This is a genomic window from Streptomyces virginiae (assembly GCF_000720455.1).
Lineage (GTDB): Bacteria > Actinomycetota > Actinomycetes > Streptomycetales > Streptomycetaceae > Streptomyces > Streptomyces virginiae.
The window spans coordinates 63,533-87,767 of the sequence record NZ_JOAK01000022.1 but is presented as its reverse complement, the minus strand read 5'-3'; the positions used below and the strand labels follow the sequence as shown (position 1 = coordinate 87,767).

General features: G+C 69.6%; 29 protein-coding genes, 1 tRNA gene and 5 pseudogenes. 18 read left to right on the top strand and 17 right to left on the bottom strand.

Annotated elements, in window-relative coordinates:
- Positions 1-14 precede the first annotated feature (14 nt).
- The 6 genes and pseudogenes from IG86_RS45585 to IG86_RS41585 all read right to left on the bottom strand — a co-directional run.
- A pseudogene (locus tag IG86_RS45585) lies at positions 15-137 on the bottom strand (NUDIX domain-containing protein); the annotation flags it as partial.
- Positions 138-648: 511 nt separating this feature from the next.
- Positions 649-2,139, bottom strand: coding sequence for a hypothetical protein (locus IG86_RS0127930; RefSeq protein ID WP_030830627.1), 1,491 nt, complete (start codon positions 2,137-2,139; stop codon positions 649-651).
- Between the two features lie 68 nt (positions 2,140-2,207).
- Positions 2,208-2,302, bottom strand: a tRNA-Lys gene (locus IG86_RS43175).
- A gap of 151 nt (positions 2,303-2,453) precedes the next feature.
- Positions 2,454-2,666: a hypothetical protein gene (locus tag IG86_RS43170; protein WP_157854911.1), complete on the bottom strand. Its 213-nt coding sequence runs from the start codon at positions 2,664-2,666 to the stop codon at positions 2,454-2,456.
- Between the two features lie 788 nt (positions 2,667-3,454).
- Positions 3,455-4,015 carry a YrhB domain-containing protein gene (locus tag IG86_RS0127915; RefSeq protein ID WP_030900509.1) on the bottom strand — a complete coding sequence of 187 codons (561 nt, stop codon included), beginning with the start codon at positions 4,013-4,015 and terminating at the stop codon, positions 3,455-3,457.
- A 97-nt stretch (positions 4,016-4,112) separates the two neighbouring features.
- Positions 4,113-4,823, bottom strand: a pseudogene (locus IG86_RS41585) (transposase); the annotation flags it as partial.
- On the opposite strand from IG86_RS41585, the pseudogene IG86_RS0127905 reads away from it, so the two are divergent.
- From IG86_RS0127905 to IG86_RS0127890, 4 genes and pseudogenes are all read left to right on the top strand, one after another.
- Positions 4,816-5,607 (top strand): annotated as a pseudogene (locus IG86_RS0127905) (DNA polymerase III subunit alpha); the annotation flags it as partial. The pseudogenes IG86_RS41585 and IG86_RS0127905 overlap by 8 nt on opposite strands.
- Positions 5,604-6,035: a DNA polymerase Y subunit UmuC family protein gene (locus IG86_RS44645; RefSeq protein WP_234316267.1), complete on the top strand. Its 432-nt coding sequence runs from the start codon at positions 5,604-5,606 to the stop codon at positions 6,033-6,035. The pseudogene IG86_RS0127905 and the gene IG86_RS44645, both read left to right, overlap by 4 nt.
- Positions 6,036-6,133: 98 nt before the next feature.
- Positions 6,134-6,622: a DinB/UmuC family translesion DNA polymerase gene (locus IG86_RS44640; protein ID WP_234316266.1), complete on the top strand. Its 489-nt coding sequence runs from the start codon at positions 6,134-6,136 to the stop codon at positions 6,620-6,622.
- Positions 6,623-6,991: 369 nt separating this feature from the next.
- On the top strand, positions 6,992-7,501 hold the full coding sequence (locus tag IG86_RS0127890; RefSeq protein WP_385872070.1) for a ribonuclease BN: 510 nt from the start codon (positions 6,992-6,994) through the stop codon (positions 7,499-7,501).
- Between the two features lie 475 nt (positions 7,502-7,976).
- Here IG86_RS0127890 and IG86_RS0127885 read toward each other — a convergent pair whose 3' ends face one another.
- Entirely contained in the window at positions 7,977-9,269 is a 1,293-nt protein-coding gene (locus IG86_RS0127885; protein ID WP_051785455.1) for a beta-ketoacyl-[acyl-carrier-protein] synthase family protein, read from the bottom strand.
- A gap of 69 nt (positions 9,270-9,338) precedes the next feature.
- Here IG86_RS0127885 and IG86_RS0127880 point away from each other — a divergent pair, with 69 nt between their 5' ends.
- The 3 genes from IG86_RS0127880 (at position 9,339) to IG86_RS0127870 (ending at position 11,154) form a co-directional block, all read left to right on the top strand.
- Positions 9,339-9,956, top strand: a complete 618-nt coding sequence (locus IG86_RS0127880) for a TetR/AcrR family transcriptional regulator C-terminal domain-containing protein (RefSeq protein ID WP_030830649.1) — start codon at positions 9,339-9,341, stop codon at positions 9,954-9,956.
- Between the two features lie 423 nt (positions 9,957-10,379).
- Positions 10,380-10,700 carry an STAS domain-containing protein gene (locus IG86_RS0127875; protein ID WP_051785454.1) on the top strand — a complete coding sequence of 107 codons (321 nt, stop codon included), beginning with the start codon at positions 10,380-10,382 and terminating at the stop codon, positions 10,698-10,700.
- A 94-nt stretch (positions 10,701-10,794) separates the two neighbouring features.
- On the top strand, positions 10,795-11,154 hold the full coding sequence (locus IG86_RS0127870) for an ATP-binding protein (protein ID WP_051785453.1): 360 nt from the start codon (positions 10,795-10,797) through the stop codon (positions 11,152-11,154).
- 141 nt (positions 11,155-11,295) lie between these two features.
- On the opposite strand, the gene IG86_RS0127865 is transcribed toward IG86_RS0127870, so the two are convergent.
- Positions 11,296-11,619, bottom strand: a complete 324-nt coding sequence (locus IG86_RS0127865; protein ID WP_030830659.1) for a hypothetical protein — start codon at positions 11,617-11,619, stop codon at positions 11,296-11,298.
- Positions 11,620-11,935: 316 nt separating this feature from the next.
- Between IG86_RS0127865 and IG86_RS0127860 the strand changes: the two genes are divergently transcribed.
- Positions 11,936-12,385, top strand: a complete 450-nt coding sequence (locus IG86_RS0127860) for an SRPBCC family protein (RefSeq protein ID WP_030900492.1) — start codon at positions 11,936-11,938, stop codon at positions 12,383-12,385.
- 953 nt (positions 12,386-13,338) lie between these two features.
- On the opposite strand, the gene IG86_RS0127855 is transcribed toward IG86_RS0127860, so the two are convergent.
- A complete protein-coding gene (locus IG86_RS0127855) occupies positions 13,339-13,542 on the bottom strand; it encodes a hypothetical protein (RefSeq protein ID WP_030830665.1) in 204 nt (67 codons plus the stop codon).
- 190 nt (positions 13,543-13,732) lie between these two features.
- On the opposite strand from IG86_RS0127855, the gene IG86_RS0127850 reads away from it, so the two are divergent.
- Positions 13,733-14,008 carry an isoamylase early set domain-containing protein gene (locus IG86_RS0127850; RefSeq protein WP_030900489.1) on the top strand — a complete coding sequence of 92 codons (276 nt, stop codon included), beginning with the start codon at positions 13,733-13,735 and terminating at the stop codon, positions 14,006-14,008.
- A 73-nt stretch (positions 14,009-14,081) separates the two neighbouring features.
- On the opposite strand, the gene IG86_RS0127845 is transcribed toward IG86_RS0127850, so the two are convergent.
- Positions 14,082-14,306, bottom strand: coding sequence for a hypothetical protein (locus IG86_RS0127845; protein WP_030830671.1), 225 nt, complete (start codon positions 14,304-14,306; stop codon positions 14,082-14,084).
- Between the two features lie 609 nt (positions 14,307-14,915).
- Between IG86_RS0127845 and IG86_RS0127840 the strand changes: the two genes are divergently transcribed.
- The 5 genes and pseudogenes from IG86_RS0127840 to IG86_RS45415 all read left to right on the top strand — a co-directional run bounded on the left by IG86_RS0127840 (position 14,916) and on the right by IG86_RS45415 (position 17,065).
- On the top strand, positions 14,916-15,221 hold the full coding sequence (locus IG86_RS0127840) for a hypothetical protein (RefSeq protein WP_030900485.1): 306 nt from the start codon (positions 14,916-14,918) through the stop codon (positions 15,219-15,221).
- A 173-nt stretch (positions 15,222-15,394) separates the two neighbouring features.
- Positions 15,395-15,669, top strand: a pseudogene (locus IG86_RS44635) (NAD(P)/FAD-dependent oxidoreductase); the annotation flags it as partial.
- A 155-nt stretch (positions 15,670-15,824) separates the two neighbouring features.
- Positions 15,825-16,196 (top strand): hemerythrin domain-containing protein, encoded by a 372-nt coding sequence (locus IG86_RS0127835; RefSeq protein WP_030830677.1) that lies wholly within the window; start codon positions 15,825-15,827, stop codon positions 16,194-16,196.
- A gap of 68 nt (positions 16,197-16,264) precedes the next feature.
- On the top strand, positions 16,265-16,642 hold the full coding sequence (locus tag IG86_RS0127830; RefSeq protein ID WP_244306103.1) for a hypothetical protein: 378 nt from the start codon (positions 16,265-16,267) through the stop codon (positions 16,640-16,642).
- An 81-nt stretch (positions 16,643-16,723) separates the two neighbouring features.
- Positions 16,724-17,065, top strand: a complete 342-nt coding sequence (locus tag IG86_RS45415) for a DUF6766 family protein (protein WP_051785451.1) — start codon at positions 16,724-16,726, stop codon at positions 17,063-17,065.
- Here IG86_RS45415 and IG86_RS45580 read toward each other — a convergent pair.
- From IG86_RS45580 to ku, 3 genes and pseudogenes are all read right to left on the bottom strand, one after another.
- Positions 17,058-17,195 (bottom strand): annotated as a pseudogene (locus IG86_RS45580) (STAS domain-containing protein); the annotation flags it as partial. The gene IG86_RS45415 and the pseudogene IG86_RS45580 overlap by 8 nt on opposite strands.
- A gap of 473 nt (positions 17,196-17,668) precedes the next feature.
- Positions 17,669-18,691: an ATP-dependent DNA ligase gene (locus IG86_RS0127810; RefSeq protein WP_030900477.1), complete on the bottom strand. Its 1,023-nt coding sequence runs from the start codon at positions 18,689-18,691 to the stop codon at positions 17,669-17,671.
- A gap of 22 nt (positions 18,692-18,713) precedes the next feature.
- Entirely contained in the window at positions 18,714-19,703 is a 990-nt protein-coding gene (gene ku / locus IG86_RS0127805) for a non-homologous end joining protein Ku (RefSeq protein WP_030830693.1), read from the bottom strand.
- 149 nt (positions 19,704-19,852) lie between these two features.
- Here ku and IG86_RS0127800 point away from each other — a divergent pair, with 149 nt between their 5' ends.
- Positions 19,853-20,155, top strand: a complete 303-nt coding sequence (locus tag IG86_RS0127800) for an STAS domain-containing protein (protein WP_045937141.1) — start codon at positions 19,853-19,855, stop codon at positions 20,153-20,155.
- 258 nt (positions 20,156-20,413) lie between these two features.
- The gene (locus IG86_RS0127795) at positions 20,414-20,716 is read left to right on the top strand and encodes an isoamylase early set domain-containing protein (RefSeq protein ID WP_234316260.1); all 303 of its coding nucleotides are present in this window, start codon (positions 20,414-20,416) and stop codon (positions 20,714-20,716) included.
- 397 nt (positions 20,717-21,113) lie between these two features.
- Here the strand turns inward: IG86_RS0127795 and IG86_RS43165 are convergent, their stop codons facing one another.
- A complete protein-coding gene (locus IG86_RS43165) occupies positions 21,114-21,260 on the bottom strand; it encodes a hypothetical protein (RefSeq protein ID WP_157854910.1) in 147 nt (48 codons plus the stop codon).
- A 27-nt stretch (positions 21,261-21,287) separates the two neighbouring features.
- Between IG86_RS43165 and IG86_RS0127785 the strand changes: the two genes are divergently transcribed.
- Both IG86_RS0127785 and IG86_RS0127780 read left to right on the top strand, forming a co-directional pair.
- Complete coding sequence (locus IG86_RS0127785) at positions 21,288-22,019, top strand: hypothetical protein (protein WP_051785450.1); 732 nt, start codon at positions 21,288-21,290, stop codon at positions 22,017-22,019.
- A 208-nt stretch (positions 22,020-22,227) separates the two neighbouring features.
- A complete protein-coding gene (locus IG86_RS0127780; RefSeq protein ID WP_157854909.1) occupies positions 22,228-22,533 on the top strand; it encodes a hypothetical protein in 306 nt (101 codons plus the stop codon).
- 305 nt (positions 22,534-22,838) lie between these two features.
- Here the strand turns inward: IG86_RS0127780 and IG86_RS0127775 are convergent, their stop codons facing one another.
- Genes IG86_RS0127775 through IG86_RS45570 form a run of 3 tightly spaced genes read right to left on the bottom strand, consistent with a single transcriptional unit; the run spans position 22,839 to position 24,233 of the window.
- On the bottom strand, positions 22,839-23,165 hold the full coding sequence (locus tag IG86_RS0127775) for a hypothetical protein (RefSeq protein WP_158718622.1): 327 nt from the start codon (positions 23,163-23,165) through the stop codon (positions 22,839-22,841).
- Between the two features lie 49 nt (positions 23,166-23,214).
- Positions 23,215-23,895: a hypothetical protein gene (locus IG86_RS45575; protein WP_157854908.1), complete on the bottom strand. Its 681-nt coding sequence runs from the start codon at positions 23,893-23,895 to the stop codon at positions 23,215-23,217.
- On the bottom strand, positions 23,892-24,233 hold the full coding sequence (locus IG86_RS45570; RefSeq protein ID WP_051785449.1) for a transposase: 342 nt from the start codon (positions 24,231-24,233) through the stop codon (positions 23,892-23,894). Before IG86_RS45570 ends, IG86_RS45575 begins: the two co-directional genes overlap by 4 nt.
- Positions 24,234-24,235: the final 2 nt, after the last annotated feature.

Below are 24,235 nucleotides of genomic sequence, written 5' to 3'. Positions count from 1 at the left end.
TCGATCTCTGCGGCGCGGATGCCAGCCTCCTCGGCCAGCTCTCGGCGCGCGGCCTCCCGTGGATCCTCGCCGGGCTCGCATCCGCCACCAGGGCACATCAGCAGCCGCTGACCACACACGTAGACGTTCTCCTCCACCAGAGCGATCCGTCCATGGTCGTCCAGGGCTGCGATGCGCACGCCAGGCCCCCGGGTCTCCCGATCGTACGAAGGACCGGAATCAACCCGCCAACAAGGTAAGGAGCACGCTACTTGGCCCCAACGGACAACTGGAATGCTCAGTGCTCGCGCAGCCCCGCCAAAGGGCGGGCGACCCGAGACTTGAGCTGGACGGTCGCGAGCGCCTCGCCCAGGCCGAGTTCGGCGGGCCGTACCGGAGTGCGCGGCAAGGAATGCTGCCCGCGCCTCGCCGCGGGCAGCCCGGTGACCGGGTCCGGTGGGGCCTCGACGTCGCGGTAGCCCCAGCCACTGCTCGCGGTGCCGGCAACATCGACGAGATCAGCTTGCCATCACCTTCTCGACCCTCGGCCGCCAGGGCGGGCACGCTGGAAGCAGGAGTTCTCTGCGGACGGCGGCCGCGCCTGGGTACTTACTGGACGAATAGACCTAACGCGTCCCGCCGCGGCGGACACCGCCCCAGGGACGGGACTTACGCGATCAAGCCGATCACGGCGGTGACGAGGTTCGCGATCGGGGCGCCGACGTCGCCGACGAAGTCGGCCGCCTTCTGGAGCGACTGCCCGAAGACCTGGAGCACATTCCTGCGCGGTGTTCCGGACAGCGCTTCGTCCTGGAAGGCGGTGAGGTCCCTGCTCACTTGCTCGGCCTCTTCGGCGGGCAGCCTGCTCGCCGTCAGTGCGACGGCTTCCGTGAGCTGCTTCAGCAAGACCTTGGCTTCGTCGGGCAGGTTCGAGCTGTCTATCCGATTGAAGCTGCTCGTCACGATGTTTCCGCTGCCTATGACGCCGTGGATGTCCCCGCCTGCGCGTGTATGGAACTCGTTCACGGTTCCGCCTTTCCCTGCCACCACGATCCGGTCCGCGATGTAGACCGGCTGCGAACCGCCACCTGCGGCGGCGTCGCTTTCCAAGCGGGCCCATCCGTACGTGGCGTTGTCGATCCGGGCCAGCTCGTGCGCCCGTTTCTCGCTCAGCATGTGCAATACGGTCTGCCATTCGTCCGCGGTCACGAGTTGCTCTGCCTCGTATGCGGCAGCCAGGATCGGATTCTGGTCGAACCCATACCTCTGCGGGCTAGACAGCAGATCGAGTCCTCGATTCAGGAAACGCGCTACCGCCTCGGTATTCCTGCCGTCCTGTGCCTGTCTCGTGAGGAAGCGGAGTACGAGTCGCACGCACTCGTACTCCGTGTGGAGACGGAGCAGGTGCACCCGCAGGCGGCGCAAGGCGTCCTTATCCGGACTCGGGCTCGTCCGTTCGAGCAGCCAGACGCCCACCAGCGTTCCGCGGCAGCTGATCCGACAGTGCGCCAGGCGCACCCCGATGTCCTGCCCCAGGTCCACGGTCATGGCGTCGGGCGGTAGCTCGGCTTCCTTCTGCGAGTACTCGGCCAGCAGCAGTGGTCTGCCGGGCTGGAGCCAGGAACGGTCGACGGCGGGGGGAAATCTGGTGGTCGCCCGGAGCATGTGCGCCGTGAGCGGCCTTCCGGCTTGTCCGAGATGACAACTGCTGCGGCGATCTCCCTCACCGCAGGACGTGATGGCGACGGGAAGATCGAGCCAGTTGATCAGGAGTGCGACGAAGTCCTGGCTGGGCAGCCTCGCCCGCCCCCGTCTTCCTGACCTTCCGCCGACGACGGCCAGCTCGAACCGGGTGCTGACGAACCCGTCCGCGATCAGACGCCGGTAGGCGCACGCGAAACCGGATGTGCGCTCGTCCCCGGGCACAAGGGTGACCCCCGAGAAACACGGCGGAAAGCGGAATACGCTGGCGGCGTCACAGAAGACGCCCTCCCCGCGCCACGGGACCAGTCCGCCCTCCTTCCGGGCGCGTACGGGCCCGGTGGACCTGACGAACTCGCCTGACTGCACCAGCGGCCAGCACGGAACATCGAGTCGGCGGGTCTCCCGGGCGAGCAGAGGGCGCAGGTCGGCGATCGGGAATTGTGTCACCAGGAACACCCGCGATCACCTCGTGTGAAGGTCGCTGGGCTTCCCTCGTTGCCGAACGCGGAAGGAAGCCCGCCGACGGCGTCCTATCGGATTCGAACCGATGACCTCCGTGTTAAGAGCACGGTGCTCTGACCCTCCTTGAGCTTTACAGCTCTTCCTGAGCTAAGAACGCTTTCGGCCGGAGAGCGTAACTCTGCCCGATTGAGGGGCAGAATTCCGAGTTCTCCTGTAAATCAACCGTAGCTCCTGGACCGACTCACCCGCGACCTCGCGGCGTAGCTCGCGAGCCAGCTGCTGGACGCCGCAGCCTCGGTTTGCCCCCTCTAATCAGCCGATGCCGCGCCGCTCCGACCTCCGTAGATGGCGATCTCGGCGATCTGTCGGAGTGCTGTCTGGTACGCGTCGGCGTTGCCCGGTTCCTTCTGCCAGGTGCGGATCCGGAGAGCGGTGGACTCCAGGGTCCCGGGCGGGATGCCGAGGTAGCGGACCGCTCCGGTTCGTGATCCGCCTCGGACCATCTGGACCAGGCGGATCACGGCATCGCGCCGCAGGAGTCGCGCGGGCCCACCCAGTTCGTCCAGCGGCGCTGCCCAGGCGTCCGGCAGGGGCTGGGATGCTACGCGGATCGAGGCGACCCTGATGGGTGGGCGGCTGGGGGAAGAGAGCGGGCGGTCCGGCGGCTTCACGCCCAAGGCGGAGGCTCTCGCCGATCGCGGCGTTCATGGCGGGTGAGCAGTGCGGTGTGAGCGTCCTCAGGCGGTAGGCCCTGCGTGACGGGAGCCGGGACAGCATTCGAGCGAGCGCCGTCTTGCCGTCCGTGTCATCGAGCACTTGCACGACGAGGCTCATCAGGGCAGCGCCTTGCCGTGCGGCGGCGGGAGGGTGATCTATGGAGCGGGCCAGCCAGCCGCTGCCCTGAGGTCCGAGGCGTTCGGCGGGGGTGCGGTGCAGGGCGGCCTCGGCGAGGGCGGCGATCAGGTCCACATGCTCAAAACCGGGGAAGGCCTCGGCGGCGGCGGGCCATGCGGCACAGATGGCGAGGACGGTGGGGCGGACATCGTTGAAGAAGTGTGCGGGTGAGGTCGGCCGCCCGGCTCTCGACCTCCTGAGCAGTTGTGGGACCACACCGGTCCCACAGCGGGTCTGGGCGAAGGCGGAAGCCATGCCGCCAGCTCACACCTCTGGCGGGCGGTCCCGCCGTACTAAGCCATCACGGAAAGTGCTGCAACCACTACCCTGCGGGCCAACTTCGACACCAACACCGGCCACCTAGACCCCTAACTGGCTACCCAATGGAGAAGTCAATCGCCCTGAGTCGTTTCCACTAGCCGAGCCTTCCCCGACGGATGGTCTTCACGGCGAGCACTGTGTTCATGGGCTCGATGAGTTGTTCAACGGCGACAGCCACAAGGTGGGCTGGGGCATCGGCGTGCAGCAACGCGCTCACGTACTCAAGGGCCTGCGATGGGGACAGTATGGGCAGTCTCTGGCGCAGGATGCGTACCGCTTGCATGCGCCCACGCTGAGCGGCGGCTTCGCGTACCTCATCGTGTAGATCGTCCACAGGGGTGCGGACGGCCTGCCCGCGGATGCGAGCGCGGTAGTCAGCCTCCCAGGCTCCCTCAATCTCGGAGACCACTCCAATTTGGTGCAGCCCGCCATCGATGCGGTCGACCAGGTAGGGGCCGTGGCCGATCAACATCGTGGCAGGATCCCGGGTACGCGCGTATTCCTCGGACTGCCAGTACACCTTCCAGACCAGCTCGTGTTCCTCGACCTGCAGCACTGTCGTGCGGATCGGGGCCACGCCCCGATCCGCCCACTTCTGGGTCTCGCGGTCCAGCTCGTCCTCGACGATACGAACCGCGGTCTCTCGCTCGATCACGCGTGCAGCATCCACTATGGATCCGGTGCTGACCAGCAAGTTTCTGGGACCGCAATGACAAATCCCATCGCTGTGACAACGGCTGGCTGGATGGCTCGGGTGCTACCACGTCGTAAAGGCGCCGGTCACGGATCAGGGCCCACAGGACGTTGACGCAGCAGCGAGCGAGGGCGATCACGGCCTGGGTATGGCGCTTCCCCTCGGCTCGCTTGCGGTCGTAGAAGGCCCGGGAGTTGGGGCCGTAGCGGACGCTGGTTAGCGCGGACATGTAGAAGACGCGCTGGAGGCCGCGGTGATAGTGGCGGGGCCGGTGGAGGTTGCCACTCTTCTTCCCCGAGTCGTGCGGCGCCGGCGCAAGCCCGGCGAACGCGGCCAGCCGGTCCGGGGTCCCGAAGAAGGTGAGGTCGCTGCCAACTCCGGCGAGGAACTCGGCGCCGAGGAGCGGTCCGATGCCGGGCATACTCGTGATGATCTCCGCAAGGTCGTGGGCGCGGAAGCGGTCCTCGATGACCCGGTCGACCTCCGCGACCTTGTCGTTCAGCACCCGCACGTCTCCAGCAAGGCTCCGCACCAGCTGGGCGATGACCGTCTCGCCGAGGACTGCGGTGTGCTGCTGTTCGGCGGCCCCGACTGCCGTCGCCGCGAGCTCCTCCGGACTGCGGACACCCCGAGCGCGGAGCCAGCGAGTCAGCCGGGTGGTGCCCATACGGCGGATCGCGGCCGGGGTCTGGTAGCCGTCGAGGAGCACGAGCGGGCCGGTGCTGGTGAGGACGAGAGCGCGTTCGAGGGCGGGAAACATGCCGGTAAGTGCGACCGTCGAGCGGCCGATCCCAGTCGGCGCACTGGACCCTCTCAAGGGTGAGGCGTCACGACGGGACTTGCTGCTGCAGGCAACCGAGCTGCACCGCCACGCCCGCCCCAAACCCGGCGCCGGCCAGCTCCCTATCGACACCACCCTGGTGACCGCCGGCCCCGCAGGGCTGAAGGAGATGACCACCCGCGAACGTCTGGAGGCCGAGCTCGGGGTCCTCAAGATCGACGTCTCCCGCCACCTGATGGAGGACCATCACCGGCTCCTGCGCGAGATCGGGGCCACGGACGCTGCCCACCTCAAAGCCATGCACCCCGGACCGAAAGTCCTCGTCGCCGGCGTTCGGGCCTCCACCCAGACCCCTCCCATCCCGTCCGGGAAACGGATCATTTTCGCCACCCTCGAAGACGGATCGGGCCTCGTCGATCTGGCCTTCTTCGAGGACACCCACGAGCAGTGTGCCCACACCGTTTTCCACAGCGGACTGCTCCCGGTCCGCGGCACCGTCGAAGCCCGCGGTCCCCGCCGCACCATGGTGGGCGAAATGCTCTGGGACCTCGACTTCCTCGCGACCACCCGCGCCACCCACGGCCCTCAGGCCGTCCTCGACCTCCTCGGCCAGACCCCCGCCCCCACACCCGCCCACTCAACGCCTTCACGGACCATCCCGGACGGCACTGCCGGCGCCCGGCTCCACCCCTACGCGGATCTTGAGCCTGCCGGCAGTCGTGCCGCCGACCTCACACGTCTCGGCCACCGCAGTCAAGGGAGCGCAGGTTGAGCACCACGCGGCCGGTCCGCCGCACGCGGGCCATCGTCCGGATCCACTTCCATGTGGAGCAGCGCAGCGAAGAGCTGTTCGCGCATCTGCTGGATGTGCTCGGCGACATCAGCCCGACCATCGAACCTCTCCCCGCTGACTGGTCCGCCTACATGGACGTCAGCGGCTCGTTGAAATACTGGGACCGCGACGTCGACGGGCTGGTCGCCGTGGTACGCCTGCGACTCCCAGCGCTCCACGGCGTGCAGAGCTCGGCGGGAGCAGGTCCCACGCGATCGATCGCTGCCATGGCCGCCGCCGTTGCTCCACCCGGCTCCGCCACCATCGTCGGCGACACCCCCGACCAGATTGCCGCCTTCCTCCGCCCCCGGCAGGCCGCTGCTCTCCCAGGGGTCGGACCGAAGACAGCCCGGACGCTCGCCCGATAAGGCATCACCACTGTCGGAGACCTGGCTGACACCCAGCCCGAGACCCTGCAACGAATCCTCGGTGCCCCGCCCGCCAGATCCAGGACCTGGCCCGCGGCGTGGACGAGCGCCCCGTCATTCCCGCCGCCGCTCCACGGTCCCTGAGCGCAAGCCACCGCTTCGACCAGGACGAACTCCACACCGACCGGCACCAGCGCACCGTACTTGCCCTCGCCGAGGACCTCGGCGCGCGCCTGCGCGAAGCTGCCGAAATCGCGCAGGCGCTCACGCTCACCGTGACGTACGCCGACCGCACCCAGACGACGCGCACGCGAACCCTTCCCGAGGCCACCGCACACACCCCCGCCCTGGCAAGCACCGCCCGCCAGCTCTTGGCCGACCTGGGTCTCCAGCGCGCTCGCGTCCGAGGAATCGGCCTGCGAGCCGAACGACTTCGCCCCGCCGCGCAGGCCACCCACCAACTCACCCTCGACGACCGCGACGACAAGCTCCACCGCCTGGAATCCGCCCTTGACCGGGTCCGCGCCCCCTACGGCAGCGGCATCGCTGGCGCGGCCTCCGCCTTCAAGAGCGTCACACCGTCCTGACATCCGACTGTCGTGCGAGCCGCGTCAACACCCGTGTTCGTCGAGCACCGCCCGGGTCGCCTGGTCGAGCGGGCGTAGCGGGTGCATGCTGCCGTCCTTGGCAGGGCCCAGGCGCAGCGTCGACCCGCCGCTCACCGGGGTAACGGTCAACACGCCGTCTTCGACCATTGCCCGGACGGCGTCGTGCCGGTAAGGGCTGGCAGCGAGGCATGTGTCCGCGTACTGCCGGTCGTAGCGGTCGTACGCCCGGAGAAGAAGCTACTGAGCTGGCTACGGGGCCTTGCCCCTGCGTCACCGGCCGCCAGGGCCGAGATCGACCGGCTCTTCGCCCTGCCCGGCGAGGCGTGGCGGACGACAACGGCGTTCGGCTTGGCACTGCTCGCCGTGTTCGGCCTGTCCTTCGGCACCGTGCTGCAAAGCGGCTACGAAAGGATCTGGGACCTGCCTCCGGCAGGCTGGTGGGCCCGATGGCGGCACGTCCTGTGGCTGAGCATGCTGGTCGTCGTCCTCTACATGTCGGCCATCACGCCACCGTGGCGCGACTCCCCTCCGCGGGGGTTCGTCACGGTCGTGATCGGCACCATGGTCTTCTGCTGGTCCCAGCGGCTGCTGCTGGGTGGCCGGGTCGGGTGGCTGGCTCTCCTGCCCGGGGCCGTGGCCACCATGATCGGGCTGCTCGGACTTCGGATCTTCTCCCGGCTCGTCTTCTCGCCGCTGATCGCGTCCAGCGTCGTCACATATGGCCCGTTCGGAACGGTCCTCGTCATACAGACCTGGCTCGTCGGCGTCGGAGTTGTGGTCTTGGGCGGCGCTCTTGTCGGCCGGATCGTCCACGATGAGCTTGCGCGCCGGGCTCAACCACCGGCCGCCGGCCGGTGAAGGGACCAGGCTCTTACCGATCTTCGCCCACGGTCAGAACGAGAAGCCCTCAGCCAGCGACTGATCACATCCGGCGGTGGCCCGGGTAGGACCAAGGGCCGGTTGGGCCGGAAGTTCGTCAAGTCACTTCTTTTCGTGGCAGGCAGTGGATTGCGCACCGGGCCTACTGGAGGCGTGGCCTACCCGAACGCGACGAGGCCAGCTCGTTCCGGCGGCTTCTTCCCGCCGGAAACACACTCCAAAGAGCAGAACATGGCCTATGACCTCCACACCCCGACCACCGGTCGGCACGTCTCACGCCTCGGCATCTGCATCACAGCGGCGCGGCAACGAACCCGGTGCCCGCAGTATGCCGCTCAAAGTGGTGGCGACCGCGCCCGGTACGGGCGAGGCCGCGGCCCGTGCCTCCAGAAAGCCCGCGTAGGGGGAACCCTACGCGGGCTCCCTTGGGGCCCGGTGCCGGTTACCGAGGGGGTCAGAGGGCGGATGGCCGGACGGGGCAGGTCATGGGTGTGGTCGAGGCGGTTCGGGACGGGTGGTGCCGTGCGTGGGTGACGATGAGTGAGACGTTCTGGCCGCCGAAGCCGAAGGAGTTGCTGAGTACGGCCTCTTGGGGGACGTCTCGTCGCTCCGCGACGACATCAAGGTCGATGTCGTCGCCGACGCCGACCACGGTGAGGTTACGGGTCGGCGGGATGACGTCGTGCTCCACGCTGAGGACGGCGATGAGGGCTTCGATGGCGCCGGCGGCGCCGAAGAGGTGGCCGAGAGCCGCCTTGGGGGCTGTCACGGTGGCGCGGCCGAAGACCTTGCCGATCGCGCGTGCCTCGGCGACGTCACCGACCTCGGTTCCGGTGGCATGGGCGTTGATGTGGCTGATCTGCTCGGGGGCCAAGCCGGCCTGCGCGAGGGCTTTGTGCATGGCCGCGATCTGGCCGGAGCCGTCGGGAGCGGGCGCGGTGATGTGGTGGGCGTCTGCGGCGATTCCGGCGCCGGCGAGCACTGCGTGGACGTGGGCGCCGCGGGCGCTGGCGTGCTCGGCGCTTTCGAGCACCACGACTGCCGCGCCTTCGCTGATGACGAATCCGCTGCGGTCCGCAGCGAACGGCCGTGATGCCGAGGCGGGGTCGCCGGTGTGCCGCGACAGTGCCTGTGCCTGGGTGAAGCCGGCGACGGTGACAGGGGTGATGGCGGCTTCGGTCCCGCCGGCGATGACCACGTCCGCCTCGCCGGCGCGGATGAGCCTGGCGCCCAGGGCGATCGCCTCGGCGCCGGAGGAGCACGCCGAGACAGGCGTGTAGACCCCGGCCCGCGCGCCGTATTCGATGCTGATCAGTGCTGCCGCCGCATTGGGCATGAGCATCGGAACCGTGCGCGGTGACACGCGCCGTATCCCGGACGCCTCCAGTGCGTCGTCCTGTTTGAGCAGCGTCCCGACGCCACCGATGCCCGTGCCGACGGCCGATGCGAGCCGGTCCGCGTCCACCTCCGGGGCACCGGCGTCGGCCCAGGCTTCGGCCGCCGCGGTGAGGGCTGCTTGTTGCGAGCGGTCGAGCCGTCTGGCCTGCACCGGTAGCAGCCGCTCGGCGGGGTCGGCCGCCATGGTGCCCGCAACGGTGACGGGAAGTTCAGTGCCCTCGTGCCTTGGCAGAACGCTGCCGCGGATGCCGGACTGGCCCGCGAGCAGGGCGTCCCAGGTGGACTTCACGTCTCCACCGAGCGGGGTGATCGCCCCGAGTCCGGTCACGACGACTTCAGTGCGGTACATCTTCCCTTGGACCTTTCTTGTATGCGATACAAGCGAACGACGCCTTGTTGTATCACATACAATTAAGAGGTGGAGAACAAGCGAACCGAAGCAGGATCAAAATCGGCCCGGTCACGAGACCGCGGTCGCGCGACCAGACGCCGGCTGATCGAGGCGACTGCGCGGCTCTGCGAGGAGCGGTCCGGGGCCGAGGTGAGCGTCGCGGAGATCGCGAACGCGGCAGGGGCCTTCCCCAACCAGGTCACCTACTACTTCGGCTCCAAGGACTCGCTGCTGGTGCACGCCGCCTTCCTCGGCCTGCTGCACGACGCCCGACGGATCGAGCGCATCGGTCGCCAGGCCCCCGATCCGGCGGCGTTCCGGCGCAACATCGCCCGTGCCGTCCTGGCCATGCCTTCGCTTCCATCGGTCGCGCAGGCACTCGCCGCCGGAGTCTCCAAACCCGAACTCGCGCTCGTGGTCGACCGGCACCTCCAGCTACTGTTCCGGCAGTCCGAACGTTTCATGGGCCGGCTCCTCGACAGTCGCGGCTGGACAACCCGCCGACCGCTCAGCGTGGAGACCAGGACGTTCTGGAGCACCGCACTCGGCGCGGTGCTCCTCGTCCGCGCCGGGGCGAACGGCACCGCCGCCGACCTGGACCTCGCCGGAGCGCTGACCGTCCATGACGCCCCCGAGCACGGCTAGGGTGTGTCCGCAAAGTAGCGTCGGCCGCCCGGAGGGCCGCCGCGCAGGCGGGACTTTGCGGACACGACCTAAGGACCTGTCCGGTCGATCACGCGCGGAGCCGGATGACGAGGGCGGCTGCGGTGACCTGCCGAGGTAGACGTGGCCGCGTATGTCGTTGCGCGTAGCCACCACTCGGGCGTGCTTGAGCCTTTGATGACTTGTTCGACGGTGTTGCGCTACTTGTACCGCTCCTCGTCGAAGCCCAGTGGCCGTCCGCCGCAGGAGCCCTTGCGCAAGCGGACGGACCGGCCGTCGGCACCTCGCGACCTCTCCACCCTCCGCACCGGACCCTGAACCGCCCCCTCAAGCCGGGTACCGGGGCGCGAGGGACATCCATTACCGTCACTGCGTGCCCATCCGCTCGCATCTTCGGGAGGACGCGTGAAGACACCCCAGGTGACGGTCAGGGCCGAGGCCGACGGTGTGCGCGTGGTCGTCTGCTCCGGCGAATTCGACCTCGACACCACCGGCCTGCTGATCGACGCCTGCGACGTCCAGCCAGTGCCGGCCAGCCTCCTTGTCGTGGACGTCCGGCAGGTTGACTTCGGCGACTCCAGCTTCCTCAACGCCCTCATACGCCTCCGTAACACCCGCCCCGTCGCCCTCCAGGGCCCGCTCCCGTCGCAACTGCGGCGCATGATGGAGATGACCGGCGCCCTGACCCTGTTCGACATCCGCGACACCCCCCACCGTGCCGGCTGAACCGCTCGCAGCGGGCAGACGGAATCTCTGGCAGCGCCTGGGGCAGGCGCTGCGTGTGAGGCCACGGTCAGTCCGCACAGGTCTCCCGGCGAAGATGAACTGCGCGCAGGCCCGGGAGACCGCCCGCCATGTCCTCGCCGAACACAACGCGCCCGAAGCCCTGGTCACCGACGTGCTGACGGTGGTCAGCGAACTCGTCTCCAACGCCATCCGCCACGCAGGCGGCGTCACCGGCTTCCACATCACCGTCCGGGCCGGCCAGGTCACCATCAAGGTCTCCGACGGCTCGACTCTCCCACCGCACCTGCGGCCGCCCTCACCGCACACCCCCGGCGGCTTCGGATGGCGCGTGGTGAAAACCCTCGCACCCGGCACCTTCATCCGCTTCCACCGCACCGGCAAAACCATCACCGCCATCGTCCCCACCCACGGCAGCCCTCCCCCGGCACCCTGACGAACGCCGCCAGCCCGAGCAGCACGCGGGCCGGGCACAACCCGCACCGACACTTCCAGGCACCAGCGGGCACACCCCAGCGGCACTATCGCGGCTGCAACGCGTTCCGGGCCCACACCAAAAGTGGTGGCTGCGGACGTTTTACATCCTGCCGGTGTACTCGGGGTCAATGACGAGGAGCCCGTCGTCCGCGCGCGTCTCGACCGCGGACCCGGCCGCGCGCAGGGCGGCCGCTACCGCGAGGCGGAAAGCGTGTCGCAGGGCAGGTTGCTCTGCAGCATCGTCGATGTCCGGGGGGAGGACGGCGGGTGCGGGGGTGATCTCCACCGGCCACCATCCGATCATCACTCCACGAGCTTGCCGGATCAGGTGCACGCCGTCCCCGCCGGGGCCGGAGGGCTCGAAACCGGCCTCGGCCAGCGCAGCACGCACGCGCAGCAGGAACTCGTCGCTGTGATCATCCATGCGACGGACAGTAAAGCCGACGGGGCCGGTGCGAACGAACCCGCTGTGTCCCGGCGGTGAAGGTGATGCGGTGGACGCAGGGATGCCCTTCCCAGCACCGGACCCCGACCCCCGAGCTGCGTACCGGGGCTGGTCCGCAGACGGGCGGCTACGGGCAAGTGTCGGCATGGCCCGGCGCTGTACGCACCGACTTCGGGATGAGTGCGCCTGTTCGGGGGTGATGAAAAGGCCGAGCGCGGGCACGAGCGCGTCCAGGGAAAGGCTCCCCGCATACGGTCGGCCCGCCGCCGGCCGGCGAAGACGAAAGGTCGCTCTGATGTCTCAGGTCGAAGAGTCCGTCGAGGTCGACGTCCCCGTACGCACCGCGTACAACCAGTGGACGCAGTTCGAGTCGTTCCCCCACTTCATGGAAGGCGTGGAGCGCATCGAACAGCGCACCGACACCATGACGCACTGGGTGACGAAGATCGGCGGGGTGACCAAGGAATTCGAGGCGGAGATCACCGAGCAGATCCCCGACGAACGCGTCGCCTGGACCACCCTGGGCGGCGAGGTGAAGCAGGCGGGCGTCGTCACCTTCCACCACCTCGCCGACAACAAGACCAAGGTGATGCTGCAGCTCGACTACGACCCGGACGGCTTCGCAGAGAACATCGGCGACAAGCTCGGCCTGGTCAAGCGGCGCATCACCGGCGACCTGAAGCGGTTCAAGGAATACGTCGAAGACCGCGGCAGCGAGACCGGCGCCTGGCGCGGCGAAGTCTGACACGAGCCCCGGACACCGGGCACCGCGCCCGCTCGGCCGGCTCTGCCGGCCGAGCGGGGGAAACGTGTCCTCGGCCTCACCGACAGGGGTCCGCCTCCCCCTCCGGTGGGCGTGGTCGCTCGGGGCCGGCGCCGGGCAGCAGGCCGAGCATGTCAAGCAGCAGCACCAGATCTTCCGCGTCTACGGCGCGGGAAGCCACAGCCCGGCGCGCCGCCGCACGATCCGCCCTCCCCGAACAGGCGAGAACAGCCGGCGCGTCACATCCAAAGGGATCCTTCACCCGCCGATCCCACCACGCCCGCCGGCCCGGTGCAGCCGAACTGCTCCAGGTGCGCCAGCCCCCTCGCCCCCGGCCCCCCGAGCCGAGGGCGTGGGCCGCGTCAACATCGAACAACCCTGTGCGTGACCGCCGTCGCGATGCGGCGTTACCTGTCTGCCGCACCGGTCGCCTCCCCCCGCATCCCGTGTGGCGCCTTCCCGGCGATGCGGCCCTGCCCGGACACCCATCGCCGGGACATCCCGCCCCACCGGGCCGGCCGGGGCGCGGCCACGGCGTCTCAGCCGCCGGAGAGCTTGGCGGAGGTCGCCGACCTGAGGGGTCGGACATGGCGCGGGCAGAGACCGGCGGGCCGTGGCGTGGTCCCCGTGGAGGGCTGCGGTGCTGGCGTACGCGACGTCGTTGATCCCCGTGCCGGACTTGACCATCCCCCTGGTCTACTGCGTCTTGCCGACAGCGCAGACCCCGCTGGGGCGGGCGCGTTCATCCGTCCTGTGTGCTGCGCCGGGGACGGGACGCGCGGCCCCGAGTACCTGCCCCGCCGCGCCCATGCCCTGCCGCCGGCACCGCGGGGACGGGAGCGCCTGACCGGGGGCCGGCGGCGGCGTGACAGAGCCCGGCCGGGTGACTACGGGCGCCTGGCCGGGCTCTGCGCGCGTGGGGTACCGCCTTGGGGTCAGAAGTCCTCGCGTTGGTCGTGCTCGTCGCGGAGGAGGTCCTCTTCGCGGCGCCGCTCCATCTCCTCCGGGCGCCGGCCGCGGGAGGGGGTGCCGGGCTCGGGGTGGACCGGGTCCTGACCGGGCCGCTGCTGGTGCTGGGGGCGCTGCTGTTCTTCGCGGCCCTTGCCCGGTTCCCGGCGCTTGTCCTGCATACCGCCCATGACGGCGACTCCTTGTGCGTGAGGTGGTACTTCCTTGGCCACGCTGCCACGCAGAGTCACATCTCGCACCATCTCGGCTACATACCGTGGCGGACAGGTGAGCCGTGGCCGGTGCGGATGCGTCAGGATGCCTGGCTGCCGAGGATGAATGCACTCAAACCGTCCCCGCGCCGTCAGGAGCCGGATCACCATGCTGGAGCGCACCCTGCGCAAGGACCGAACTGCGGTCTCCTTCGTCCTTCCCGCCGACAACCCGCACGGGCCGGTCAGCGTGGTCGGCGACTTCAACCACTGGCAGCCCGGCGTCCACACGCTCACCCCGCGCGAGGACGGGAAGCGGGCCGTCACCGTCGAGCTGCCCTCCGAGAACACCCACTCCTTCCGCTACCTGGCGGCCGGGGACTACTGGTTCAACGACGACAGCGCCGAGGACGGGGAAGGCCCCAACAGCCGCCTGCACACCTGAGAGACGGGTACAGCCCGGCAGCGCCCGCCGGCAGGAGAGCTCCCTGGAACATCACGTGCCCGATGCCGGAGGGTCAGATGTCACCAGTCCACACCCCGGGGCCTCCGCCCTCCCACCGGATCGGGCCGTCCTCGGACAGGTCCACGTCTTCCAGGCCGGCCCGGCGCAGGAACTCCGACACGTCCCCGGGTGTGAACGCCCTGCCGAGGTCCACGTCCACCCCGAGCGCGTGCACGGTGACCTTGCGCCCGCCCCGCGGCGACACGGGATGGATCAGGATTTCCGTCCGGTCCGCCATGCCCTCCAGCGTGCGATGCCCCAGACGCCAAGGCATCCGGAACAAAAGTCACTTCCGCACGCTGACCAGCAACGAAGCGGACAAGCGGGCGGCCCGGGAAGCAGCAGAACATGACGCCCAATCAGAACTGCTGCAAAGAAAGATGTTTGGGGAGGAGGCGCCGGGTCAGACGCGTTGATGTCGGAGGCCTTGCCGTGGGGGTGGGCTTCCGGAGCGGGCCCCCGCCCCCGTGACGCCCCTTCCCCCCGGCGTCACGGGGCAGGCCCGCCCGCACGACAGGCTGCCGCCCGGATCCGTACGGCACTCGGACACCCCGCACCCCGGCCTCCTCCCCGGCCGGGGAACCGCGGGGACCGCCCGACAAAGCCCCCGGCACCGGCGCTCAGACCACCGGCCCCCGGGCAGCGGACCCGACGGCAGCAGCCCGCCCCATGAAGTGCGAGGAACGCCACCCGGCGGCACATCCGCGAGGTCCTGCGGTGCCGCTGGCCTGGCATGGCCGCTCTCCAGGTGCCGGAGTGCGTGCCAGGCCTTCAACGACCAAGCACACACCGGCCCCAGGCACCCTCATTCAGATCCTGGTCACCGCCGGACGGTACAGTGCGCGCCGTGGACATACCTGACCGGTACATCTGGATCGCTGTCGGTCTCGCCGTCCTGCAAGCCCGTGGTCTCCTCCCCATGGTCCGCCGGCTGCGCGGTCCCAACCCCGCGCTGCGCTCCAGGGCCCGCCTCGAAGTACTGGAGACTGTCGGGACGCTAGTGCTCATGGGCGGGCTCGTGCTGAGTCTCACGGTGGCCGAGGCCTGGTTCTGGATCGCGGCCACCGGGGTCGCGATCATGGTCTGCGTCTACGCCGTCAAGAGTGCCCGCCGGCTTCGTACCCGCCGCAGCACCGCTTCCTGCTCCACATGACAGGCCTCAGGGCCGACGCGCGGGCGCCCCGTCATGCAACCGCTGCTCGTCTGGCCGGCTGAGCCAGACGAGGTCCAGGACGGACAGGCGCCGCAGCACGCGGTTGGCGAAGTAGATGACGGACAGCTGGCCGACCGACGCAATCCAGACGTCTTCGCCTTCTGTACCGATGCCCCGAGGCGGCGGGCAGCGGTGGACGCGGCTGGCTGATGTCGGTGCTCGGGCAGAGTCACGGCTTCCCGGTCGACGTCGGCGGGGGCTGGCGCCCTCACCACGGCGCTCCTGAGCCGGCTGCGGCGGCGTTCTGCGCTGCGGGGAGCGGGTCGAGGCCGTCATCGAGCGCACCGCGGTCGGGGAGAACGTCGGTGCGCGCCGGGCGGTCCTGGCTGGCACGTCGGCGCTGGCGCCGTATCGGGACTTGGCCGGCGAGGAACACCTCCCGTCACGGAATCCCTGCGCATCTCAGTAGGCGGCTTAGACCGGGCGGGCGGTCTGCCGTGGCGTCGTGGACCAAGTCGCTAAACCCGCTGCCCTGCACGGGGATCGTAGATCACTGCGCCTGGCCCGCCGCCAGGTCCGGGACCGCTGCCAGAAGGGGACGGCATGGACGCGATCGTGCTGCTGCGTGATGACCACAAGACCGTGGAGAAGCTGTTCAAGAGGTTCGAGAAGGCTGAGGACGGCGATCTCGCCGAGCGGCGGAGCATCGCGGACGCAGTGATCGAGGAGCTCACGGTCCATGCCTGGATCGAGGAACAGGTCTTCTACCCGGCCGATGAACGCTTCAAGGCCAAGATGAGCGTCCTCACGGAGAATGTCCGCCACCACGTCGAAGAAGAAGTGAAGGAGTGGTTCCCCGACGTCCGCAAGGCCATGGGCCGCAACCGCCTCACCGAGATCGGCGACCAGCTGGAGGCGGAGAAGGGCAGAGCGCCGCGCGACCCCCTCGCAGTGCCGAGCGCGGCGAGCAAATGACACCTACCGATCCGGCCCCGCCCACTCGGCCAACGAGGCGTCGGCGACCGGCCCTGGTAGCCCTGACCGTGGCGACGACGGTTGTCGTGCTGGGCGGGTGTGGGGCGCCCGAACCGCGGCTGGACGGCGCGCGCCGGGCAGCCACCAGCTTCGAGGAGACGCTCGCCCGGGCCGACTACGTGGCGGCGTGCGCGCTTCTGGCCCCGCAGACCCGCCGGCAGCTCGAACAGGACAGTGACAAGCCGTGCGGGTCGGCCCTGGCCGACGAAGAACTTCCGGTGGCGGACCCGGTGCGCACCACGCAGGTGTACGGCCGGCAGGCGCTGCTGCGTCTTGAGGGGGACACGTTGTTCCTTTCGCAGTTCGACGACGGCTGGAAGATCGTGGCGGCGGGCTGCGAACCGGCTTCGGGCAAGCCCTACCAGTGTGCTGTGAAGGGCGGCTGAGATGCGGGGCCTCTTCGTCGCCTGTCTGGTGGTCATCGTGGGCGGGCTGGGCTACTTCATGGCAATCGGGGCGATGCACCGGTGAAACAGCGGGAGAAGGACCCTCGGCGGGGTTTCTGGCGGGACAACAGCCTCACCCTCGCTTTCGGGGGTGCGTTCCTCCTGGTCCTGGCCGGCCAGGCAGTCGCCGGCCACGCCGGATTCAATGAGGACCTGGCCGTCGACGGAATGCAGCAGCTGACGCTGGGCGAGTACCTGATGTCCTCCGACTTCGCCGTTGATTTAGGGTGCCCACCGCCCACGCGACCGCCTCTTTCACCGGCCTGCCGGGGGTGGGGGGTGCGGCTTGGGGGCTTCCGGCGAGAGGTGCGGGGCCGGTCATGGAGATCACTCGCTTTCGGGACGAAGCACGGCATCAGGTGAGGAGATCCCGGGTGTCGGTGAGCTGGAGGAGCCGCTCGACGGGCCGGCCGGAAGCGGTGATGTGCAAGCTTCGGCCGGCTCGCCGGGAGGCTGTTCGGGCGGTCAGGAGGGTGTGGAGCCCGGCGCAGTCACAGAAGGTGAACCTGGCTCAGGTCGACCAGGAGGCTGCCGCGGTGGGAGACGAGGGCAGCCAGGAGGGCTGTGCGCAGGGTGGCGGCGTTGTCGAAGTCACCTCGCCGCGCACACAGACACTGACGGTCCCGGGCTGCGGTCCAGGGGCCACGTCGACTTCCAGGGCCGCCGCGTCAGGGCTGTAGGCGCGTTCTTCGTACATGGTCGCGGGCATGGCTGCCTCCCCTGACCTGGGGCTGCTTCACGTCTACCAGCATCGTCGGCATTCGGCCCATGCGCGTCAACAGGGTCCCGGACGCCATACGGACCGCGCTGTCGGACTCCGGATCTGCCCCCGCCGCGATCAGGTGTGACTCCGCAGGGGCGGTGTATTTACGCTGGAGATGGCGGCCGGCTCGGTGAGCGGCTCCGGCCGTCGCGCGTGGGCACCTGCCTCACCTCCCCCCTCCTGCAGGTGCTCACCCAGAGCTTTCAGCTGGTGGCCGTGCTCGGGCCGCCGCCGAACAGCGGCACCTCCTCCACGGTCACGTCCAGGCGCAGCCGCTTGAAGCGGGCCGGGTGGCGGAAGACGCCTCCTTGGTCGACGGCGGTGTCGGCGCTGATCTCCGCGACCAGTTCCGGGCGGACGAGGGTCACATCCAGGACGTCCCGGCTGCCCCACGCCGACGCGAACCGCCAGCCCTCCCAGGGATGCCCCGCATCGGCCGCGATCAGGTTCCCCCCGACCAGGCGCGCCAGCTCGGCGCGCAGGGGGGCCGTGCGGCCGATCGAGCGGAGGTCGCCGCAGACGTCGCGGCGGCCCAGGAGGAGGAGCTGGGGGCGGATCAGGGTGCCGGTGATCCCGCCGATGATCGCCTCGGCGGTGTTCCGCTTGCGCAGTTTGTACCAGCCTCTGCGTCCTGGCCGGTAGGGCTGGTTCATCGCTTTGACCACGATGCCCTCGACTCCGGAGATCTCGGTCCAGGACTCCAGCCACTGCTGCGCCTTGAGCAGGTCGGTTGTCATGGGGCAGAGCGTCCAGGGCGCCGAGAGGTGGTGTTCGGCGAAGAGGGCTTCCAGCCGGAGGCGGCGTTGCCGGTAGGGGTAGTTGATCAGCTCGCTTCCGTCCTGCTGCAGGACGTCGAAGGCGATGAAGAACGCGGGCAGCGATCCGGCGAGCCGGCGCGCGCTGCGGCCGCCCGCAGCGGTGCGGCGCTGCAGCCCCTCGAAGGACAGCTCGCCCACCTTCGGGTTCCAGACGACGAGCTCCCCGTCCAGGACCAGGCCGTCGGGCAGGCTCTCCGCGGCGGCGCCAAGGTCGGGGAAATGGTCCTGGATCAGCGACCCGCGCCGGGTCTGCAGCAGCAACCCATCCCCCGATCCGGTGGGAGTGAACAGCAGGGCCCGGTAGCCGTCGAACTTCTGCTCGAAGGCCAGTTCGCCCAGGACGCCGGGACCCGGCACCGACTCCACGGCCTGCGCCAGCATCGGCTCCACCGGCGGTCGCAACACCACCCTGGATGCCTCCCTGGGTCGCTTACTTGCGGGATGCGGACAGTGCCTTCACGAGGTCGTCGCGGGTCATGTGCGAGCGGCCGGGGATGTCGACGGCGGCGGCCTTCCTGTACAGGTCGGCCTTCGACAGACCGCTCAGGTCTTCCTTGGGCGCGGAGCGGATCCGCTTCTTCGCGCCCTGCTTCTTCTCGACGCCCTTTCCGGAGGCGGTTGCCTTGCCGCCGATGGCTTTGGGGCTCCCGGCCCGCTCGACGCTGGCGCGCAGCGCCTCCATGAGGTCGACCACGCCGGTCGGCTCCGCAGGGGCCTCGGCCCTCTCGACGGTCTCGCCGGCCTTCTTGGCCTCGATCATGGCGGCGACCTTCTCCTGGAAGGTGTCGTGGAACTGCTCCGGGTCCCACTTCATGGTCAGGGCTTCGATGAGCTGCTCGGCCATGGTCAGCTCTTTGGCGGAGGCCTGCGTCTTACCGGGGAGGTTGTCGATCTCCTTGGCGGGGTCTCTGATCTCGTCGGCCCAGTGCAGGGTGTGAAGGGTAAGCAGGCCGTTCTCGGCCTTGAGGGCGACCAAGTACTCGTGCTGGCGCATCACGAACGTGGCGATACCGGCCTTGCCGGTCTTGGCGAGGGCCTGTTCGAGGAGGCCGTAGACGTTGCGGTACTCGGCGCCCCGCGGCCCGAGGTAGTAGGTCTTGTCGAAGAAGATCGGATCGACCTCCGCCAGGTCGACGAAGCCTTCGATCTCCAGCGAACGGGAGCGGCCCGGCGCGATCTCGTCCAGCTCCTTCGGCTCCACCAGCACGTACTCGCCGCCCGCGTCGTAACCCTTCACGATGTCGGAGAGGGCCACCTCGTCGCCGGTCCGCTCGTTCACCCGCCGGTTGCGGATCCGGTCCGCGGTTCCACGCTGCAGCTGATGGAAATGGATCGTGTGGCTGTCGGTGGCCGTGTAGAGCCCGACCGGCAGGCTGACCAGCCCGAACGACAGATTTCCAGCCCACACAGGACGCGCCATGAACACCACCGCCTCCAGCCGACAACGCGTACTTCCACCTCACGGCCTCCCCCCGGTGATCGCATCCCCGCTTCCGGGCTGGTGCCCGTCCCCACCCCGGCTGCCTCATCATGGGCTGCGTAGAAGATCTTGAGAAGGGAGAGCAGGGCGTGACCGATGATGTTCAGCGCCGTGTCGTACACGTGGGTGGCGAGATGGACGTCGACCGGGCGCCGATGTTGCGCCACGCGCTGCACGCGGCGATCACTGAGCCGGGCGGCCCGGCCGAGATCGTCGTCGACCTGTCCGACCTGTCGTTCTGCGACTCCTCGGGCCTGAGCGTCCTTGTCAACGCACGGCCGACCGCGGCAGAGCACGGCCGGCGGATCAGCCTGCGCAACCCGCAGCCCCAGTTCCGGCGCCTGCTGGAGATGAGTGGCGCCGACGCGCTCTTCCCAATCGCCGACAGCTGACCTGGGGCGGCACCCGACCGCGGTCCCCCACACGGACCCCATACCGGGCGGCCCGGGGTCGGCCGTGGCACGGTGACAGAGCGACGAGAGGTCCATACACGGCGGGGCCCGGCCGGTGGAAGCCACCCCGGCCGGGCCCCGCCACGGACCCGAGGCGACCTCGGCCCGTCGGTCCCTCCCCTGGGTGACCTGTACACGGCGCGCCGCCCGGTAGGCCCGCCGCCTGACACAGGCGGGGGGCGAGGATGCACAGGCCCCGTGACCTACTACAGCTGGAGATCACCTGTGCTGGAACGCAAGCAGCTCAAGGGCAAGACCCAGGTCACCTTCGTCCTGCCCGAGAACACCCCCGAGGGGCCGGTCAGCGTGGTCGGGGACTTCAACCACTGGAACCCCGCCGCCCACCCCCTCGAACCCCGAGGCGACGGCACCCGCGCCGCGAACGTGGCCCTGCCCGCACACAGCAGCCACTCCTTCCGCTACCTCGCCGCCGGCGACTACTGGTTCGACGACGAGACCGCCGACCACCACGACGGCACCAACAGCCGCATCCACACTTGAGCCCTCCCACAGACCGGCCGCACGGTATCCGGACCGGCGCCGGCTAGAGGCGGTCGAGGACCTCGGCGGCGGCGCACTCCCCACAGGCCCGGGCGCCGGGCCGTGCGTAGCCAGTGAGCGCGTCGTCAAGGGGGAGCTCCGGCCCATCGTCAACGGGGAGCACGGCGGACCCGGCCCGTCCAGGCGAACCTCCCCGGCCTGCGGCACGCATTCATCCTCGCCCTCGCCGCCGGCCTCACCGTCGAAACCCACGACGACCAATGGCTCCTCGTCCTCGACACCCACCGCACCCACGACCGACCGGGGCCATGACGCAGGGACAGCCCCACCGTGTGGCTGAGCGCCGTACCCGGACCCTCCCCCTTGGCAGGGTTCCGGGTGACGGCGTGCCGGGGCCTCACGGGGGGTGGGTGGCGTACGCCTTGCTGATGGTCAGGCGCGTGCAGCGGCCCTTGTCGGGGTCGTTCATCGGGCCGCCCGCGGCCTGCTCACCGACTGCCTGGTCACCGGCCACGTCCACGAGCAGGTCGCGGGCGGACTTCACCGCAACGTCGGCTGGCTCTCGGCCCTGATGGGCAACCTGGCCTTCCACCTCGACGACCACACCGGCGCCCGCGCCCACCTCGCCACCGCCACCGCCTACGGCACCCGCACCCGCACCCGCACCCGCACCGACGACGCACGCCTGACCGCCTGGGCCCTGGGCGCGCAGAGCATGGTCGCCCGCGCCGAGAACCGCTACGAAAACGCCCTGGCATACGCCGAGCGGGCCGTCGCCCACTCCCCCGCCGGCCTGCCGAAAGCCCAGGCACACGCATGGGCGCAGCTGACCTCCCTCGCCGGTCTCGGCCGGGAGCAGGAAGCCGACACGGCGCTCGCCGCGGCCGCCCGCGAACTCGAAGCCGACCCCGCAGGGTTCGCCCCGGGCCGGTTCGGATTCGACGCCGCCGAGTACACCCTCCACCAGGCCGAGTCCGCCATCGCCCTCGGCCACCACAACCGCGCACGCTCTGCCGCCGAAACGTCCATCGCGGCCACTGCCGTGGCCACCCCCGGCTGGGCCGCGGCCACCCTGGTCCTCGCGCAGGCCGAGGCGCCCACCCAGCCCGCGGACGCCGCTCAGCGGGCCCTGGATGTCCTCGCCCGCGTCCCCGCTGCCCGGCTCCGCTCAACATCACGCGCCCGCCTCGCCCGCCTCGACCAGGTCCTGGCCGGCGTACCGGCCACGGGGGTCGGCGACTTTCACGAACGGGTCCGGGTCCTCGTTCCCCTGATCGACAACCACGGCAACGCCAGCACCTGACGGCAATTCCCTCGCCGCGCCCAGCGCCCCCACACGGGCTTACGGTGCCTGTTGCTGAACTCTCGGATTCTGCGGGGTCGGTAGCCGTGCAAGCTGGCCGGGATTGGACTATGCCCCCTAAGCGAAGCCCCCGAGGATGGCCGAAAGTCTTCGAGCGGGGGAACTGATGAGGCGTCCGACGAGTGCTGTGGCCGCGGTCGGTCTGTTGATGGCTCTGACGGCCTGCCAGTCCGGGGCGGCGTCCGGCAAGGTCCAGGGCACCGACGCCGAGTTGGCCTGTGCGGCCGTGAGCCGACTGCCGGAACGGATGCCGGGCACCGACGGCGGGCAGGCCTTCGACATCGTGGTGGCGCGCCTCGTCGGCGCCGAGGAACTGGCCAGGGCGGCTGCCCTGGCGGACGCCAAGTTCCAGCCCCTCGCCGACGCCCTGAGGGAGGCGCAGCAGCTGCTCAACGTGACCTCCGACCCCCAGCAGGCTGAACCCGCAGTCAAGAAGGCCCGGACGTACTGCTGAGTGCCTATTTCTGAGCCCTCGCACTCTGCGGGGTCGATAGCCTGGCACCAGGCGAGTCAAGAGCCAAGTTGCTGCTGGGCAACTTGAGAACGATCAAGGCTGAGTCGGTCCACCGACCGCGTTCGCCGACCTCCGGATGAAGGTCTCCCCGAAGACCGCCCCGCGCGTCCCACACACCCCAGCAGTTCCGTTCGTCGAACGGTCACGGTGACCGTTCGACGAACATTTCCCCAAACTTCGCATTCCGGGCAATGGCTGATTGACCTGCTGCTCTGGGGTTCAGAAACAGGCAGTGAACTTGCCGTTTAACCTTCGGTGTCCGACGAAGCAGGTGCGTCCCCGGCGACAAGGGCGACTTGAGCGGTCCATGACCAGGGGTCCTGGGGCGGATCCCAGCTCACCTCGACATTGGCGTCGTGAAAGTCGTGCGCGAGTTCCGTCACCATCCGGGCTGCGGCGGCCCGCGCGTCTTGTGGGTCAGTGTTGATTGGAATGTCCAGGCGCCCACAGAGCATGCCGCCTTCCATGGTGAGGATGCTGTGGCGCCAGCCCTCTGGCGTCACCAACAGAACGATCCCCTTCGGAATGCCCCAGTCGGGCCGCTTCTTCTTCTCCTTCTTACGTCTCACCATGCGGCTATCCAACATCGTCGGGGCCACGGCAGTGAGATTGGGTGGCAGCTCAGCTTGCCAGTTGACCAGTTCTCCGGGGTGTGGTGCCGAGCTTGTGGTGTGCTGGTCTGGTGTAGGACTCGCCGGTGGCGAGGACTCGTCCGACCTCGTAGCGGGTGGCGGTTCGCCGGTTTTTCGAGCCCGGTGGGCGGCCGGGGCCGGGCCGGGTGGGTTTGGGTGCACGAGCTGGTGTGCCAGCCTTCACGCGCAGGTTCCTGAACCCCCGGCGCACTCGGGCGGGAGTAAGTCTGTTCGGTTCCATCGGCCTCTCCCACGGCCGGCGAAGGTCCCGCGCGAGCGGGCGAGCGAGGCGCAGCTGAGCGCGTGCGGCCAGGATGATCCCGGTCCAGCGGTCGGCCGCGGCGGAGTCCCGGAGCCTGGGGCGGGTCCAACCGAGCGTCTGCTTGAGCAGGCGGAAGGTGTGCTCCACGTCGAACCTTCGCAGGAAGGCATGCCAATATCGGTCGACGTCCTCGGGGCGGGCTCCGGTGCGGAAACACCACAGCCAGACGGGCTTGTTCACCCCGCCGCTGGGCAGTTCCGCAACCGTCAACCTGATCACCGTGCCCTCGATGATGGGCAAAGGGCCTTCGTGATCACCCCATGCCGCCCGGCGGGTCAGTCGAGGGTGGAGCCGGCCCCCTGCCTGCGCGGTCGCTGTCCCGTACCGCTCGGTGTCGGTCACGGTCACCACCGCCACCTCGCCCCAGGTCTCGGGGCGGCCGCAGCCGAACTCACCGCCGTGCTTGGGCGGGCGCCCTGCGGCGGGCAGACCCACGGCACCGGGGCCGGCTTGCGCATCACTCGGTTCGAACGGAGCCGGCCCAGAACCTCAATCGGCAGGTCAGCCAGGAGGTGGGCGATGCGGGGTGCGTCGTATCCGTCCTCCGGCACGACCTGGACGTCCAGGACACCGTCCTGCCACTGGCCGGCCCCGATGAGGCATTCGATGACCTCGCGGACCTGGCCGGCGGTGATGCCAGGTCCGCGCCGGGCTCCAGCCAGATCGCGTCCAGCAGCGCAGTCCACGA

What these genes read in the sequence shown, in the direction of transcription:
- IG86_RS0127885 (WP_051785455.1), bottom strand. Translation starts at nt 9,269, where the DNA reads ATGTACCGCACTGAAGTCGTCGTGACCGGACTCGGGGCGATCACCCCG.
- IG86_RS0127870 (WP_051785453.1), top strand. Translation starts at nt 10,795, where the DNA reads ATGAACTGCGCGCAGGCCCGGGAGACCGCCCGCCATGTCCTCGCCGAA.
- IG86_RS0127865 (WP_030830659.1), bottom strand. Translation starts at nt 11,619, where the DNA reads ATGGATGATCACAGCGACGAGTTCCTGCTGCGCGTGCGTGCTGCGCTG.
- IG86_RS0127860 (WP_030900492.1), top strand. Translation starts at nt 11,936, where the DNA reads ATGTCTCAGGTCGAAGAGTCCGTCGAGGTCGACGTCCCCGTACGCACC.
- IG86_RS0127855 (WP_030830665.1), bottom strand. Translation starts at nt 13,542, where the DNA reads ATGGGCGGTATGCAGGACAAGCGCCGGGAACCGGGCAAGGGCCGCGAA.
- IG86_RS0127850 (WP_030900489.1), top strand. Translation starts at nt 13,733, where the DNA reads ATGCTGGAGCGCACCCTGCGCAAGGACCGAACTGCGGTCTCCTTCGTC.
- IG86_RS0127845 (WP_030830671.1), bottom strand. Translation starts at nt 14,306, where the DNA reads ATGGCGGACCGGACGGAAATCCTGATCCATCCCGTGTCGCCGCGGGGC.
- IG86_RS0127835 (WP_030830677.1), top strand. Translation starts at nt 15,825, where the DNA reads ATGGACGCGATCGTGCTGCTGCGTGATGACCACAAGACCGTGGAGAAG.
- ku (WP_030830693.1), bottom strand. Translation starts at nt 19,703, where the DNA reads ATGGCGCGTCCTGTGTGGGCTGGAAATCTGTCGTTCGGGCTGGTCAGC.
- IG86_RS0127785 (WP_051785450.1), top strand. Translation starts at nt 21,288, where the DNA reads ATGGGCAACCTGGCCTTCCACCTCGACGACCACACCGGCGCCCGCGCC.
- IG86_RS0127780 (WP_157854909.1), top strand. Translation starts at nt 22,228, where the DNA reads ATGGCTCTGACGGCCTGCCAGTCCGGGGCGGCGTCCGGCAAGGTCCAG.
- IG86_RS0127775 (WP_158718622.1), bottom strand. Translation starts at nt 23,165, where the DNA reads ATGGTGAGACGTAAGAAGGAGAAGAAGAAGCGGCCCGACTGGGGCATT.